16 protein-coding genes are annotated in these 13,216 nt (G+C 69.3%); 1 reads left to right on the forward strand and 15 read right to left on the reverse strand.

The genetic code is table 11. The features are described from left to right. Positions 1 to 15 precede the first annotated feature (15 nt). The 3 genes from AMYHA_RS25930 to AMYHA_RS17025 all read right to left on the reverse strand — a co-directional run bounded on the left by AMYHA_RS25930 (position 16) and on the right by AMYHA_RS17025 (position 1,947). Positions 16 to 1,176, reverse strand: a complete 1,161-nt coding sequence (locus tag AMYHA_RS25930) for a winged helix DNA-binding domain-containing protein (RefSeq protein WP_051400019.1) — start codon at positions 1,174 to 1,176, stop codon at positions 16 to 18. An 86-nt stretch (positions 1,177 to 1,262) separates the two neighbouring features. Then, positions 1,263 to 1,682 carry a type II toxin-antitoxin system VapC family toxin gene (locus AMYHA_RS17020; RefSeq protein ID WP_196776917.1) on the reverse strand — a complete coding sequence of 140 codons (420 nt, stop codon included), beginning with the start codon at positions 1,680 to 1,682 and terminating at the stop codon, positions 1,263 to 1,265. Next, positions 1,675 to 1,947: a hypothetical protein gene (locus AMYHA_RS17025; RefSeq protein WP_157362191.1), complete on the reverse strand. Its 273-nt coding sequence runs from the start codon at positions 1,945 to 1,947 to the stop codon at positions 1,675 to 1,677. Before AMYHA_RS17025 ends, AMYHA_RS17020 begins: the two co-directional genes overlap by 8 nt. 79 nt (positions 1,948 to 2,026) lie before the next feature. Here AMYHA_RS17025 and AMYHA_RS17030 point away from each other — a divergent pair, with 79 nt between their 5' ends. Beyond that, positions 2,027 to 2,869 (forward strand): aldo/keto reductase, encoded by an 843-nt coding sequence (locus AMYHA_RS17030; RefSeq protein WP_034272509.1) that lies wholly within the window; start codon positions 2,027 to 2,029, stop codon positions 2,867 to 2,869. A gap of 18 nt (positions 2,870 to 2,887) precedes the next feature. On the opposite strand, the gene AMYHA_RS17035 is transcribed toward AMYHA_RS17030, so the two are convergent. The 12 genes from AMYHA_RS17035 to AMYHA_RS17090 form a co-directional block, all read right to left on the reverse strand. Beyond that, a complete protein-coding gene (locus AMYHA_RS17035; RefSeq protein ID WP_051400020.1) occupies positions 2,888 to 3,454 on the reverse strand; it encodes a TetR/AcrR family transcriptional regulator in 567 nt (188 codons plus the stop codon). A 100-nt stretch (positions 3,455 to 3,554) separates the two neighbouring features. Beyond that, positions 3,555 to 4,292 (reverse strand): PaaI family thioesterase, encoded by a 738-nt coding sequence (locus AMYHA_RS17040; protein WP_231104788.1) that lies wholly within the window; start codon positions 4,290 to 4,292, stop codon positions 3,555 to 3,557. Beyond that, entirely contained in the window at positions 4,285 to 5,769 is a 1,485-nt protein-coding gene (locus AMYHA_RS17045) for an FAD-binding protein (RefSeq protein ID WP_051400021.1), read from the reverse strand. The genes AMYHA_RS17040 and AMYHA_RS17045 overlap by 8 nt, the downstream gene beginning before the upstream one ends. An 11-nt stretch (positions 5,770 to 5,780) precedes the next feature. Continuing rightward, positions 5,781 to 6,635, reverse strand: coding sequence for an LLM class F420-dependent oxidoreductase (locus AMYHA_RS17050; RefSeq protein WP_034272512.1), 855 nt, complete (start codon positions 6,633 to 6,635; stop codon positions 5,781 to 5,783). A gap of 51 nt (positions 6,636 to 6,686) precedes the next feature. After that, positions 6,687 to 7,076 (reverse strand): carboxymuconolactone decarboxylase family protein, encoded by a 390-nt coding sequence (locus AMYHA_RS17055; RefSeq protein WP_231104789.1) that lies wholly within the window; start codon positions 7,074 to 7,076, stop codon positions 6,687 to 6,689. Then, positions 7,073 to 7,948 carry an NAD(P)-dependent oxidoreductase gene (locus AMYHA_RS17060; protein ID WP_034272515.1) on the reverse strand — a complete coding sequence of 292 codons (876 nt, stop codon included), beginning with the start codon at positions 7,946 to 7,948 and terminating at the stop codon, positions 7,073 to 7,075. Before AMYHA_RS17060 ends, AMYHA_RS17055 begins: the two co-directional genes overlap by 4 nt. Beyond that, complete coding sequence (locus AMYHA_RS17065) at positions 7,945 to 8,703, reverse strand: SDR family oxidoreductase (RefSeq protein ID WP_034272517.1); 759 nt, start codon at positions 8,701 to 8,703, stop codon at positions 7,945 to 7,947. The genes AMYHA_RS17060 and AMYHA_RS17065 overlap by 4 nt, the downstream gene beginning before the upstream one ends. Continuing rightward, the gene (locus AMYHA_RS17070) at positions 8,703 to 10,214 is read right to left on the reverse strand and encodes an aldehyde dehydrogenase (protein WP_231104790.1); all 1,512 of its coding nucleotides are present in this window, start codon (positions 10,212 to 10,214) and stop codon (positions 8,703 to 8,705) included. Before AMYHA_RS17070 ends, AMYHA_RS17065 begins: the two co-directional genes overlap by 1 nt. After that, the gene (locus tag AMYHA_RS17075) at positions 10,211 to 10,813 is read right to left on the reverse strand and encodes a nuclear transport factor 2 family protein (RefSeq protein ID WP_196776918.1); all 603 of its coding nucleotides are present in this window, start codon (positions 10,811 to 10,813) and stop codon (positions 10,211 to 10,213) included. Before AMYHA_RS17075 ends, AMYHA_RS17070 begins: the two co-directional genes overlap by 4 nt. A 16-nt stretch (positions 10,814 to 10,829) precedes the next feature. Then, on the reverse strand, positions 10,830 to 11,024 hold the full coding sequence (locus AMYHA_RS17080; protein WP_034277668.1) for a ferredoxin: 195 nt from the start codon (positions 11,022 to 11,024) through the stop codon (positions 10,830 to 10,832). 5 nt (positions 11,025 to 11,029) lie between these two features. Further along, positions 11,030 to 12,442, reverse strand: a complete 1,413-nt coding sequence (locus AMYHA_RS17085) for a cytochrome P450 (RefSeq protein WP_330760615.1) — start codon at positions 12,440 to 12,442, stop codon at positions 11,030 to 11,032. Between the two features lie 228 nt (positions 12,443 to 12,670). Then, entirely contained in the window at positions 12,671 to 13,216 is a 546-nt protein-coding gene (locus tag AMYHA_RS17090) for a DUF1700 domain-containing protein (RefSeq protein WP_034272520.1), read from the reverse strand.

Here is a 13,216-nt window from a genome sequence, read left to right on the forward strand (position 1 = left end):
CCAGCTATGCGGGCGCTAGCCTCCCGCCGCCCGCCTCGGCCTGCGCGCCGGGTGTCCCGCCGAGCCGCCCCACAGGTGCGGGGTACCTTCGCCCTCGGCGTAGTCGAGCTCGCGCTCGTGGAAGTCGGCCATCCGCTGTGCGCCAAGCCGCACGGCCTCCCGCTGCGCGGCGTCGAGGCCGGGCGCCAGTCGCGTCTCGACCCGGACGCTGGTGGCTCTGATGGTGCGCTTCCACAGGCCGACGTTGCGGCGGTCGAGAATCATCCTCGCCCAGAACGGATCGTCGCTGTCCGTATGCGGATGCGCGTCGGCAACGGGGAAGTTCAGCGCGGGGTAGGTATGGACGGCCTCGTCGTATACCGGCAGCAGGAACGCGCGCTCCGTCCGCGTCGTACGGCTCGGCACCGATGGATCGAACCACAGCGTGGTGCCGTCGACGTCGATGTGCTCGAGTTCGTCGCCGATGTCGGCGAGCGCGGCCCTGGTGTCGGACACGGTCAGCGACGACCAGCGGGTGAAGTCCTTGACCGAGGCCGGACCGTGGCCCGCGAAGAATCGCCGCACCAGCTCCACCAGCGCCTCGTGCCGGTCGCGCTCGCGCGTCGCGGGGACGACCTCGTCGACGAGCGCATAGGAGTGCTGCGTGCCCTTCACCGGTCCCGAGCAGATCAGCCCGCGCAGCTCGGCGAGCAGCAACGTGTGTCCGAGCTGCGGCCCCGGCTCGGGTAATCCGGTGCGCGCGGCGAACTCGGCGCCGATCTCGGTGCGCGTCAGATACGCACGGTCGCACAGCAGTTCGGGAAGCAGGTCGAGCGCCCGGTGCAGCTGCGGGGTGTCGTCGAGGCCGAGCTGGCGATGCCGGGCCGCCATCGACCGCTCCACCCGCCGCGAGGTCAGCGCCAGAATCCACCGCAGATCATCCGGCGCTACGAAGTGCCACGTCGGCCGCAAGATGTGGGTGCGGATGACATCGCCACGATCAAGCGCGGTCCGTACCGAGGAGTAGGTGGTGTCCTTGCTGCGCAGGCCGAGGGAGAAGAAGGCGTGATCGCGCTCCTGAGCCTGCACGCAGGTGAGCAGCCGAACCGCGTCACCGGCGCGCGGTAGTGGCGCGGACGTCAACCGCTGGGTTGCCAGCCGCCTTCGGAGGACGCGGTCGCGAGGCCAGGTGTTCATGGCGGCTATCCTCCCGTGAGGCACCGACAGTTCACGCCGTACGGGACACCGCTACGGGGTGTACGTGCCAACACCGAATCAGCGGCTCACGGCCGTACCGTGCGCAGCCCGGGAAAACGACGGCGCAGGCCCTTGTCTTCGGTGACCAGGTCGTGGCCGTGCTCAATCGCCAAGGCCGCGAGGTAAGCGTCGGTGACGTCGCCTCCGGTCGCATTGAGTTGGTGGCAGAGGTCTTGGTAAATCGACCAATGACGCTGCCCGGGAACGACAGGAATGGCCTGCGGGCGATGGCGAAAGACGTCGACGAATCGCAGAGCGTCGGCCAACGGAGTCGGTTCACGGAAGATTCTCGGGTTGGTCACGAGCCGCTGGAAACCGAGCGTCACCAGGTCGCAGACGCCGTAGCTTTCCAGCCCGTTCAGCAGGTCGGCAAGCCAGTCACGGTACCGCGTGTGCTGGGGCAATTCGCCACGATGGGCGTAGACGAGAGCGTTGACGTCAGGCATCTGCATGGGTCGTGAACCGCTCGGCGTCTTCGGCGTCGATCAGGGGCTGCCATGTGGTGCGGTCATCGAGGTCGACGCCAGGCCGCAGGCCAGCACCGGTGTATACGACGACGTCGATCCGCTCGGTTGTCTGCAGCATGTCCTCCTCTTTGAGCAAGCGACGCAGCGCGTCTTCGAGAACGGAGGTGAACGTCCGCTGATGGCGCGCGGCGTAACTCTTGACCTCGCGCATCAGCGTCTCGTCGAGCCGCACCGTCGTCCTCATAACCCCAACTTACCAATCTGACATATATATGTCTAGCACGGCCGTGAGTTGCGGACGTCCGAGCCGTTACGTTGGGGGCATGGCTGCATCGATTCCGCACTACACGCTCAACGACGGCGCCCGGCTCCCCGTGATCGGGTTCGGCACCTACCCGCTCACCGGCGACGAGGGCACCAAGGCCATGGTCAGTGCCATCGAGAATGGCTATCGCCTCCTCGATACCGCCGTGAACTACGGCAACGAGGAGGAGGTCGGCGAAGCGGTACGCCAGTCGGGAATCACGCGCGAGGACATCGCGATCGCCACCAAGATCCCCGGCAGGCATCACGAGTACGACCAAGCCACGCGCTCCGTTGAGGACTCGCTGCGCGGGCTCGGGCTCGACTACGTCGACCTCGTGCTGATCCACTGGCCCAACCCGAGCGTCGGGAAGTACCGGGAGGCGTGGCGGGCGCTCGTCGACCTCCGGGAACGCGGTCTCGTCACGTCGATTGGCGTCAGCAACTTCACCCGGCAGCACCTCGCCGGCATCATCCACGACACCGGAGTGACCCCCGCCGTCAACCAGATCGAGCTGCACCCTTACTTCCCGCAGGCCGAGATGCGCGCGGTCCACGCCGAACTCGGCATCCAGACCGAGTCGTGGAGCCCCCTCGGCAAGCGCAGTGCTCCGTTCGACCAGCAGCCCGTCGCCGACGCCGCCACGGCGCACGGCGTCGCGCCCAGTCAGGTGATCCTGCGCTGGCAGCTGCAGCTCGGTGCACTGCCGCTGCCGAAGTCCGCGGACCCGGATCGGCAGCGCGAGAATCTCGACGTCTTCGGGTTCGAGCTCAGCGAGCAGGAGATGGCCGCGATCAGCGGGCTCGCCCGGCACGACGGCAGGCTGTTCGGCGGCGACCCGGACGTCCACGAGGAGATGTGACTCCCGGGGCGTCGCGGCCTATCGCTTGCGGCCGCGGCGCCCGCTCGCCTGCTGCAGCTGGTTGACCAGGTCCACGAGGCGGTCGGCGACGTCGTCGAACGGGATGTAGCCCATGCCGGACAGCACCAAGCCACCGACGAGCGCCATCGTCACCGAGTTCACCGCCGTCGGCGGCAGCGAACCGAGCCCGCGGGTCAACGACCTAGCCAGCTCGGTGCCGATCTCGTCTCGGAGCCGCTTGACCTCAGGGTCGTCACCGAGCAACGCCGAGGTACAGGCACGGCTGAGTTCCGGCTCGTCCGCGAAGACGTTGGTGATGCGGCGGACCATCTGGTGCAGGTCGGTGTCGTCGTCGAAGGCCGACGTCGTCTCCTGGATCTTGCGCCACACCACGGAACTGATGAGGTGATCCTTCGAGGAGAAGTAGGTGTAGGCGGTGGCGGGTGAGACATCAGCCCGCCTGGCCACCGACCGCACCGACAACTCCCCGTACTCGACCGCGCGGATCTCCTCCAAGGCGGCGTCCAGCAGCCGCTGGACGGTGTCCGCCCTGCGGCCGCCGACGATTCGGCGAACCGGCTCCATGCCACTGATCGTAACCGGGCCCGCCCTGCCCGTCGGTGCAACTCGCGGCCATTAAGGTGCGACTCGCGGTGGCTAGGGTGCGACTCGCGGCGCTGGGGGGTCAGCGCGACTGGGTGAACAGCGCCGGGAACACCCGGCGTGCCTGTTCCATGCTGAGCGTGCGGAACCGTGCCTCAGCCTCGACAAGCGGGGTCTCCGGATCCACCTGCGTGGCGATGGCTCCCGTGGCGACCGCGCGCCCGTCTTCCATCCCGGCGACCCTGGCCCAGATGCGCAGCGGCACACCCAGCGGCACCGGTTTGCGGTAGCGCACTGTCAGATCGGTGGTGAGTCCCGCGCTGCCCGCTTCCGCCGCGGCGTGGCCGAGCAACTGGTCCAGCAGCAGCGCGCTGATCCCGCCGTGCGCGGACATCGGTGGTCCTTCGTGCGTCAGCCCGAGCGTGCAGCGCCCCTCGACCCGGTCGCCGTCGGTGAAGTACTCGACCGGCGGCGCACCGGGGTGTCCGGTGCCGATGACGGGGTTGAACATGCGCACCCCGCCGATCAGGTCGTCCACGGACGCGGCCTGGCTCGGCTCGCGTTGCCGCTCGCGCAGCGCCACCGTCACCGACTCGATCTCGGCGGCGGCCTGGTCCAGCACCTCGACCGGCACTTCGGCACGGATCGCGACCTCGGTCAGTTCGCGCAGCCGCGCGCCGAGCGTGGCGACGGACTCCCTGCGCCGGCGCAGCTCGCCGGTGTCCTCGGGCGCGGTGAGTCCTGCGTCGCGCGCCCCGGGCACGCCACGGTGCGACTCGTGGCCATGAGGGTGCGACTCGCGGTCGGGTGAGTCAGCCACGGGCGTTCCCGGAGAGCGTCGCGGCGTGGCGTCCCGCCCGCCTGCCGAAGAAGGAACCCTCGCCCAGCTGCAGGCCGGAGCAGTAGCCCTGCCCGTCCTGCGCGATGTTCGACGCGCAGGCGCCCGACGCGTAGAGCCCGCCGATGACGGACCCGTCGCCGCACCGCACCTGCCCGTCGGCGGTGGTACTCAGGCCGCCAAGGGTGAACCCGGCATACAGCGCAGTGCCGAGGCTCAGGTTGTAGGCGGCCCACGGACCGGTGTCCTGCGGCGCCAGCCAGTCGGGGTGCTTATGGAAATCGGGATCCCTGCCACGCGCGGCGTAGTCGTTGTAGCGCGTCAACGTCGTCACCAGCGAGCCGCCGGGCAGCCCCAGTCCGCGTTCCATCTCCTCGACGGTTTCCCAGCCGTCGAGGAACGGCACCAGCGACATCGAAGGGTGCTCGGCGTGCTCACTGTCGACGATGAGGTACGCCGTGGCGTCCGGCTGGTGCATCACGTGGTACGAGGTGCGGGCGTGGTAGCTGTCCTCGGCGACGAATCTGCGGCCCTCCTTGTTCACGATCAGGCCTTTAACCAGAACCGAGGGCGGGTAGAACGGGGCGGTGATGAACGGCTCCGCCATGCGCTCGAGCTTCGCGCCGACCGAGCGGCCAAGCCGGATGCCGAGCCCGTCGTCGTAGGTCGAGCCCAGCGTGAACAGCTTCGAGCCGAGCGCGGGCGTGTGCTCGGCGACCATGTCCGAGTTCATGACGAACCCGCCCGCGGCGATCACCACAGCGGGCGCCCGCACCAACCCAGTGTCCTGAAAGGACCGCCACGCCACTCCGGCGACCGCACCGTCCGGCGACACGATCAGGTTGGTCGCGCCGGTCTCGTAGCGCACCTCGACGCCTGCCTCCGCCGCGCGCTCGTTGAGCAGGTCCATCACCAGCTTCGCGCCGTCGGTGTCGCCGGGCACTGGCACCTTGTGCCCGCGCGGTGCGGGCTCGGCATCGGTGCTGTACGGCCAGACCTTCTCGTTGCCGGTGAACATCAGCCCTTCGGTGCCGGGCTGGATGACGGCTTTCTCCGGGTAGAAGGATCGTTCGAACTCGAAGCCCAGTGCCTCCAGCCAGTCGAAGTGCTCCACGGAGCCCTCGCAGTAGGCACGGATCTTCTCGTGGTCGGGGTCGAGCGAGTTCGCGACCAGGTACCGGTACATCTGTTCCGGCGAATCGTCATGGCCGGTCGCTTTCTGCACCGCGGTACCGCCGCCGAGGTAGAAGTGGCCGCCAGCCATGGCGGTAGTGCCGCCGTACGCGGCGGCCCGTTCCAGCAGCAGCACCCGCGCGCCCGCGCGTGCCGCCTCCAGTGCCGCGCAGCCACCAGCGATGCCGAAGCCCACGACCACCACGTCGTAGGACTCGGTGTCGTCTGTCAGCACCGAGGCGTCCAGGACATCGGGCACCGCCGTGCCGGACTGCGTTGTCGTCATGGGTCTCTCCTTCAGCGAACGGTCAGCTCAAGCCTGCCGGCAAGTTTGTCCAGATAGGACACAACGTCGGCCTCGGACTTGTCGGGCACACCCCAGATCAGCTCGTCGACACCGCACTCGTGCCACGCCGCGAGTTGCTCCCGCGACGGCTTGGCGGCGACCAGCACGTGCACCTGGGGGTTTCCTTGCCTGCCCGCCGCTGCCCATGCCTCCCGCAGCGCGGCCACCCTGGTCGGGATGTCCTGCTCCTGCGGGGTGGTCATCCAGCCATCGGCGTTGCGGGCGATCCAGGCGAACGTCTTCGGCCCGCCGCCCGCGCCGATGACGAGCGGGATGTGCGGCTGGGCCGGCTTCGGGTACGCCCAGGACGGGCCGAACGACACGTACTCCCCGGCATAGGACGCCTCCTCCTGCGTCCACAGTGCCCGCATCGCCTCGACGTACTCACGCAGCACGGTGCGGCGCCTGCCCGCGGGTACATGGTGGTCGGCCAGCTCATCGGTGTTCCAGCCGAAACCAGCGCCGAGGGTGACGCGCCCGCCGGAGAGGTGATCGAGCGTGGCGATGCTCTTGGCCAGCGTGATCGGGTCGGACTCCACCGGCAGCGCCACCGCCGTGGCGAGCCGGATGCGGCTGGTGACAGCCGCTGCCGTCGCCAGCGACACCCACGGGTCGAGGGTGCGCAGATAGCGGTCGTCCGGCAACGTCGCATCGCCGGTGCCGGGATGGGCGGCCTCCCGCTTGACCGGGATGTGGGTGTGCTCCGGCACGTAGATCGTGTCGAAGCCGCGCTGCTCGGCCGCGGCGGCGAGCGCCGAGGGGGTGATGCCTCGGTCGGAGGTGAACAGGACGACACCGTGGCGCATGGCACTATCCTCGCTGAGCTTCGCTGGTGGTGATCGACAGGGCTGAGCGGGTCATTCGCCGGACTCCGCCCGCCTGGCTGCCTTGGCGACGGTGTCCTCGACGACCGTGTTGAGCCGGGCACCGTTCTGCCATCCCGCGTAGTGGCTGAGGAAGATCACGATCTCGCGCAGCTCGGTGTCGGACAGCTCGCCGTTGGCGTGCCCAGCGGGAACCTGGATGCCGAGCACGTCGGCGGCACCGGTCGCGGTGAGCACCCCGATCAGCAGCAGCCGCCGGTCGCGGTCGGACAGGCCAGGCCGGTTCCAGATGTCGGCGAACAGGTGATCGGCGGTGTAGCGGAAGAAGTCGCCGTCGGCGTCACTCATCGTGAAGCCGTACACCTGCTCCATCCGCTCCAGCCCGCGCCGCCGGGTCTCGGGCAGCTCGTCGAACCCGCTCACACATCCTCCTGAGTTGCTAGAGACGGTTGTAGTCCCAGCCCCGCCGCCAGCCGGTCGAGCGTCTGCCGAGCCAGCGGCACCTCGACGTCCAGCTCGTCGGCCAGCCCGATCGCGAACCGTAGGTCCTTTTCCCCCAGCACACGCACGTGGTCGAACACGCCGTACCAGAAGTCGTCGGGTGCCAGCGGTGCCGTGGTCGGGCGGTGCATGATCGCGCCGGGCCCGCCGGTGATCGCGTCGGTGTGCCGGACGACGCTGCCCAACTCCAGCAGGTCGAGCCCAGCCGCCTCGGCGAGCCGCTGTGCCTCTGTCGCCGCCGCGAACGCGATGAAGTGCAGCAGGTTGCGGGCAAGCTTCATGCGGGTGCCCGCACCGATCGGGCCGGCGTGGACGACCTTTCCTGCCATCGCGTCGAACACCGGGCGGCAGGCGGCGACGGCGTCGTCCGTGCCGCCCGCCATGATCGCCAGGGTGCCGTCGGCCGCGCCCATCGCACCACCGCTGACCGGAGCGTCCACGACCCGGACGCCGTGCCTGGCGGCGGTATCGGCCAGCGGGGCGGGGGTGTCCGGTGCCACCGTGGAGTGGATCGCGACGGTCAGCCCCACGCTCTGGCCCCGCTGGGCACCGCCGATGGCCTCGCCGAGCACGTCCCGCACCTGGTCGTCGTCGCGCACCATCACGCACAGCACGTCGACCCGGCCCGCGAGCTCCGCGACACCCCCAGCGGCCTCGGCGCCAGCACGGACCAGCTCGGTGACCGGTTCGGCAGCGACGTCGTACACCACCAGGTCCAGTTCGGATGCCGCCAGCCGCAGCGCCATCGGTTTGCCGATGGCGCCCAGCCCGACGAAGCCGACGACCGGCGTCACGGCCGGAACACCTGCCCCCCGTCGACCGCCAGGATCTGCCCGGTCACCCACGCCGCGTCATCGGAGAGCAGGTACAGGCACGCGCCGACCATGTCCTCCGGCTGACCCATCCGCTTGATCGCCAGCCCTTGGACCAGTTCCTTCGCCGCGCCGCCGACCTGAGTCCTGGTCGCAGCGGTGTCGGTCGGCCCAGGGGCGATCGCGTTGACCCTGATCCCCATGCCGCCCAGCTCGTGGGCGAGCTGCTGGGTGAGCCCGTTGACACCCGACTTCGCCAGCCCGTAGAAGCCGGAGTAGACATACGCCGCTGTGGAGCTCTGGTTGACGATCGCTCCCCCGCCGCGCTGCTGCATGTGCGGATACACCGCCCGCGTCATGACCAGCGCGCCGTCCATGTTCACCGACATGAACGTGCGGTAGTAGTCCCAGTCGACCGTGATGAGCAGGTCGAACGCCATGTCGCCGTAGATCGCGGCGTTGTTGACCAGCAGGTCGATCCCGCCGTACGCCTCGACCGCCTCGGTCACCGCCGCCTCGGCCGATTCGGGCGACGAGACGTCGCAGCGCACGAACCGCGCGGTACCGCCAGCCGCCTCGATCTCCTTGACGACGACCGCGCCCGCGTCCGCCTTGACGTCGGCGACCACGACCGACGCACCCTCAGCGGCCAGCGCCTTCGCGTACGCGGCGCCGATGCCCTGCGCCGCACCGGTGACGAGCGCGACCTTGCCCTCGAAGCCGTTCTCCCCGCTCATCAGCAGCCCTCCGCGATGACCTTGGTTTCGAGGTACTCCTCGAAGCCCGCGACGCCCATCTCGCGGCCGATGCCGGACTGTTTGTAGCCGCCGAACGGCGCGTCGGCGCAGAACCAGACGCCACCATTGACCGCGAGGGTTCCGGTGCGAACCCGGGCGGCGACCGCGTGCGCGCGCTCCGGCGAGCCGGAAACCGCCCCAGACAGCCCGTACGGCGAGTCGTTGGCGATCCTGACCGCATCGTCGTCGCCGTCGTGCGGAATCACCACCAGCACCGGGCCGAAGATCTCCTCCCGGGACACCCGCGCGGAGTTGTCCAGCCCCGCGATCACGGTCGGCTGGATCCAGTAGCCGCCCGCGAGCTCGCCGTCCTTGCGGTCGACGTCACCACCGGTGGCGAACCGGCCGCCTTCGTCCACGGCGAGGTCCAGATAGGACTGAACGCGGTCGCGCTGCGCCGCCGAGATGACCGGCCCGCAGACGGTGGCGGGGTCGGCGGGATCGCCGGTGCCGATCGCCGACATCGTCGCCGCCGCGATGTCCACCGCCTCGTCGTAGCGTTCCCGTGGCACCAGCAGCCGGGTGGTGAGGGCGCAGCCCTGTCCCGCGTGGACACACACGCTGAACGCGGCGGTGCCAACCGCCGTCTCGAAGTCCGCGTCGTCGAGCACGATCGCCGCCGACTTGCCACCCAGCTCCAGGAACGTCCGCTTCAGCGTGGGCGCGGCGGCCGCCATGATCGACCGCCCGGTCGCGGTGGATCCGGTGAACGACACCAGATCGACTCGCGAGTCGGTGACCAGCAGCCCCGCGACCTCGGTGTCCCGGGGCGTCACGACGTTGACCACGCCGGGTGGGATGTCGGTGTGCTCGGTGATCAGCCGCCCGAGCTCGCTGCCGAGCCACGGGGTGTCCGGTGCGGGCTTGAGCACGATGGTGTTGCCCGTCGCGAGGGCAGGGCCGAGCTTGGCCAGGTTGAGCTGGTTCGGGAAGTTCCACGGCGTGATCGCGGCGACCACGCCGGTCGGCTCGCGCCGCACGATACGGCGCGTACGGATCCCCATCGGCTCGGCGACGCCGAGGTCGGTCTCCCACTCGTAGGACTCGGCGAGATCGATCATCCAACCGAAGTACTCGACCGGCATGTCGTAGTGCGGACCGGTGGTGAACGCCGAGGGCGCCCCGGCTTCCGCGGTGGTCAGCGCCCGCATCGCCGCTGCGTTGTCGACCAGCGCCTGGTGCAGCTGGCGCAGGCACCGCAGGCGCAGGTCGACGTCGGTGGACCAGGACGTCTCGTCGAAGGCGCGGCGCGCCGCGGCGATCGCGGCGTCGACGTCGGATGCCGTGGCGTTCGGCGCCTGCCCGATCTCCTGACCGGTCGCGGGGTTGCGGATCGCGTAGCTGTCGCGGTCACTCGCCGGGCAAAGCTTGCCGTCGATCAGCAGCTGCGGTGGCGGATTCCGCGGTGTCCTCGGTGTCCTCGGTGTCCTCGGTGTCGTCGGTGTCATCATCGGGCCTCCTGGGTGACGAACTCGCCCGCCTCGACCGGCGGCGGCCAGATCGTCGACGGCAGGTCGGCGCGGCGGTAGTGGCCTGGCTGGTCCATGCTGTTCTGCGACATCCGGTCCCGCATGGCTTGCGGAGCCTTGCCCGCCTGCACGATCTCCAGGAAGGTGTGCGCGACCGAGCCGAGGTCGAACCAGTCGCGCTGCCAGGTGAAGCACAGCGCGCCGTGGTCGTCGCGGCCGATGCCGAACCAGCTGCCGCCGATGCCGGTGATCTGGTACTCCTCGCCGTCGTCGTCGAGGATGCCGCTGCGCTGTTTCCAGAACCCGACGATCATGTCGTTGACGTCGTCCATGACGGTGGCGACGTAGTCGTAGTGCCAACCGTCGAGGCCGGTCATCTCGGTGCCGAGCGCGTAGTCGCGTATCTCGTCGCGCCCGATCGCCATGAAGTGCTCGTCCGGGGTGTACATCCAGCCGTAGCTGGCGTCGGCGGCGTAGTAGTCGGCCAGCGGGGCCCAGTCGCGGTCGCGTTCGGCGACGCGGTTGGCGTCCAGCCAGCGCGCCCAGAGCTCGTCCAGCTCGGCGCGGGTTGCCACAGCCATCAGCGGTTCCTCCGGGTCAGTCATCGATGGCGAGCGCCATCGTGGGGCAGTACTTCACGGCCGCGGCGACCTCGGACCGCCGTGACTCGTCGGGATGCTCGTCGAGGATCCGGACCTGGTTGGTGTCCTTGTCGTAGTCGAACACCTCGGGCGCCTCGACCTGGCACATCGCGTGGCCCTGGCAGAGGTCGTAGTCAGCGGTGACACGCATCGCCGTCACCGCCCCTCGCGCCGCCGGTACCGGACCCGGCAGGGCTGTTCGAGCTGGATCACCATCTTCGAGCAGTCGTCGCGGTAGCTTTCGGACGATTGCGTCATCTCGAAGGTGTAGTCGCGCAGCAGCACCGAGAAGATCGCCTTGAGCTGCATCATGGCGAACGCCGAGCCGACGCAGCGGTGCCTGCCCGCGCCGAACGGAATCCACGTCCAGCGGTTGAGCAGGTCCTCCTGCCTCGGATCGACATAGCGGCCGGGGTCGAAGGCCTCCGGGTCGGGGAAGTCCTCGGGAATCCGGTTCGACACCCTCGGCGTCGCCCCGACCATGGCACCAGCCGGGATGCGATGCTCACCGAACTGGATGTCCTCTTTGGCCACCCGCAACAGCAGAATCAACGGCGGGTGCAGCCGCAGCGTCTCCTTGACCACCGACTCCAACCGGGGAATCGACCGCAGCGCTTGGAAAGACACCTCGGCGCCGTCGGCATAGATCTCGTCCAGCTCCCCGACGACATCCGCCATCACGTCCGGGTGGCGCATCAACTCGATCAGCGCCCAGGCGGCGGTGCCGGAGCTGGTGTGGTGCCCGGCGAACATCATCGAGATGAACATGCCGGTGATCTCGTCGGCGGAGAACTGCGGCTCGCCGTCGTCGCCGCGCAGCGAGATCAGCACGTCGAGCAGGTCGCGCTCCTCCTTCGGCACGGTGCCGCGGGCGGACCGTCGGTCCATGATGTCCTGGACCAGCCCCACCAATGCCAGCCTCGCTTCGTCGCGCCTGCGGAAGCTGTCGATGTCGGCGTAGGGATCGACGAACGCGAGCGCGTCGGTGCCGCGCTCCAGCTCGTGGTAGTGATGCGCGAACCGGGAGTCCAGCTCCTCCCGGAACGGCGCGCCGATCAGGCAGGACGACGTCGTGTAGATCGTCAGCTCGGCGAAGAAGTCCAGCAGGTCGATCTCGCCCTCGTCGCCCCAGTCTGCGACCATGCGCATGACCTCACGCTCGATGGTCGCGGCGTGGCCTTTCATCTGCTCGCCACGTAGCGACTGGTTCTTCAGCATCTCCTTGCGCCGCTCCGGTGAGGCGTCGAAGACGACGCCCTTGCCGAAGATCGGCGTCATGAACGGGTACGCCTCGCCCTGATCCAGCACCTCGTCCGGCGCCCGGAAGAACGTCTCGTTCAGCTCGGCGCCGCTGACCAGCGCGACATCCTTGCCCGCGAGCCGGAACCGGCCGAGCTCGCCGCACTCGTCCCGCACCCGGTGCAGCAGCGCGATCGGGTCGGTGCGCAACTCCCGCAGGTGACCGTGCGGGTCATCGGGGTAGCGCCGCGACACCTCAGGGATGTCGTCGAGCGACGCGAGGGTGCCGGTTCCCCCGGATACCGAGGCCACATCGTCGATGCTGCTCACTGCTCCTCCACGGCCGTAGTCGAACGTCCGACTGGACACGTGTCCAGATTAGAACATGTTCTGATTCTTGGCAAGGTGCTCCGTGTCCTGCATTCCCGACGCCGTGTCCTGCGTTCCCGACGCTGTGTCCTGCGTTCCCGACGCTGTGTCCTGCGTTCCCGACGCTGTGTTCGTCACTCCGGACGCCGTGTCCCGCGCTCCCGAGTCAGTTTTCCCGCCGCCACGGCCCTATGGCCGGCACACTCGGCACGGCGTCAGGTTCGCGGCGTGCTCGCCGACCGGGTGCAGGTCGTCGCGGTGCGCGATGAGCGCGCAGTCCCTGCGATGCAGGGTGTCGCCGTCGCCCACGGTGACCGCGACGTCCTCGACACCGTGCTCACTGGTGGCGGCCGAGCGTGCGGTGACGTCGGCGAGCACGAGCAAGGTGTCGGCGAGCCGCCGCGACGACTCCCTGCCGTCGTCGGCGATCCTGGCCAGCCACGCGCCGAAGTAGAGGAAGCCGCCGCAGAACGTCAGGCCGAGACCGAACAGCCCGCCGGAGACGAGGTAGGAAATCTGGTCGTACTGGTACGGCGTGTTGGCCGCGCCGTACCAGCCGAGCGCGATCACCACCAGTCCGAGCGGAAGCAGGATCGCACCCGCCCAGAACAGCACCACCTGCAGCAGCCGGTAGTGGTTGTTCCGCAACGGCGCGACGCCGGTGTCCGATCGGCCGCCCGCGCGGGGCAAGGCCACCGCGGTGGCGGTCTGGGTTGTCGTCGCGGTAGTTGTCAT

It is taken from the genome of Haloechinothrix halophila YIM 93223 (assembly GCF_000504245.1).
Taxonomy (GTDB): domain Bacteria; phylum Actinomycetota; class Actinomycetes; order Mycobacteriales; family Pseudonocardiaceae; genus Haloechinothrix_A; species Haloechinothrix_A halophila.

Excerpts from the sequence above, each read along its gene's own strand:
- AMYHA_RS25930 (WP_051400019.1), bottom strand. The coding sequence starts at position 1,176 with ATGAACACCTGGCCTCGCGACCGCGTCCTCCGAAGGCGGCTGGCAACC.
- AMYHA_RS17020 (WP_196776917.1), bottom strand. The coding sequence starts at position 1,682 with ATGCCTGACGTCAACGCTCTCGTCTACGCCCATCGTGGCGAATTGCCC.
- AMYHA_RS17025 (WP_157362191.1), bottom strand. The coding sequence starts at position 1,947 with ATGAGGACGACGGTGCGGCTCGACGAGACGCTGATGCGCGAGGTCAAG.
- AMYHA_RS17030 (WP_034272509.1), top strand. The coding sequence starts at position 2,027 with ATGGCTGCATCGATTCCGCACTACACGCTCAACGACGGCGCCCGGCTC.
- AMYHA_RS17035 (WP_051400020.1), bottom strand. The coding sequence starts at position 3,454 with ATGGAGCCGGTTCGCCGAATCGTCGGCGGCCGCAGGGCGGACACCGTC.
- AMYHA_RS17045 (WP_051400021.1), bottom strand. The coding sequence starts at position 5,769 with ATGACGACAACGCAGTCCGGCACGGCGGTGCCCGATGTCCTGGACGCC.
- AMYHA_RS17050 (WP_034272512.1), bottom strand. The coding sequence starts at position 6,635 with ATGCGCCACGGTGTCGTCCTGTTCACCTCCGACCGAGGCATCACCCCC.
- AMYHA_RS17065 (WP_034272517.1), bottom strand. The coding sequence starts at position 8,703 with ATGAGCGGGGAGAACGGCTTCGAGGGCAAGGTCGCGCTCGTCACCGGT.
- AMYHA_RS17070 (WP_231104790.1), bottom strand. The coding sequence starts at position 10,214 with ATGATGACACCGACGACACCGAGGACACCGAGGACACCGAGGACACCG.
- AMYHA_RS17075 (WP_196776918.1), bottom strand. The coding sequence starts at position 10,813 with ATGGCTGTGGCAACCCGCGCCGAGCTGGACGAGCTCTGGGCGCGCTGG.
- AMYHA_RS17080 (WP_034277668.1), bottom strand. The coding sequence starts at position 11,024 with ATGCGTGTCACCGCTGACTACGACCTCTGCCAGGGCCACGCGATGTGC.
- AMYHA_RS17090 (WP_034272520.1), bottom strand. The coding sequence starts at position 13,216 with ATGACAACTACCGCGACGACAACCCAGACCGCCACCGCGGTGGCCTTG.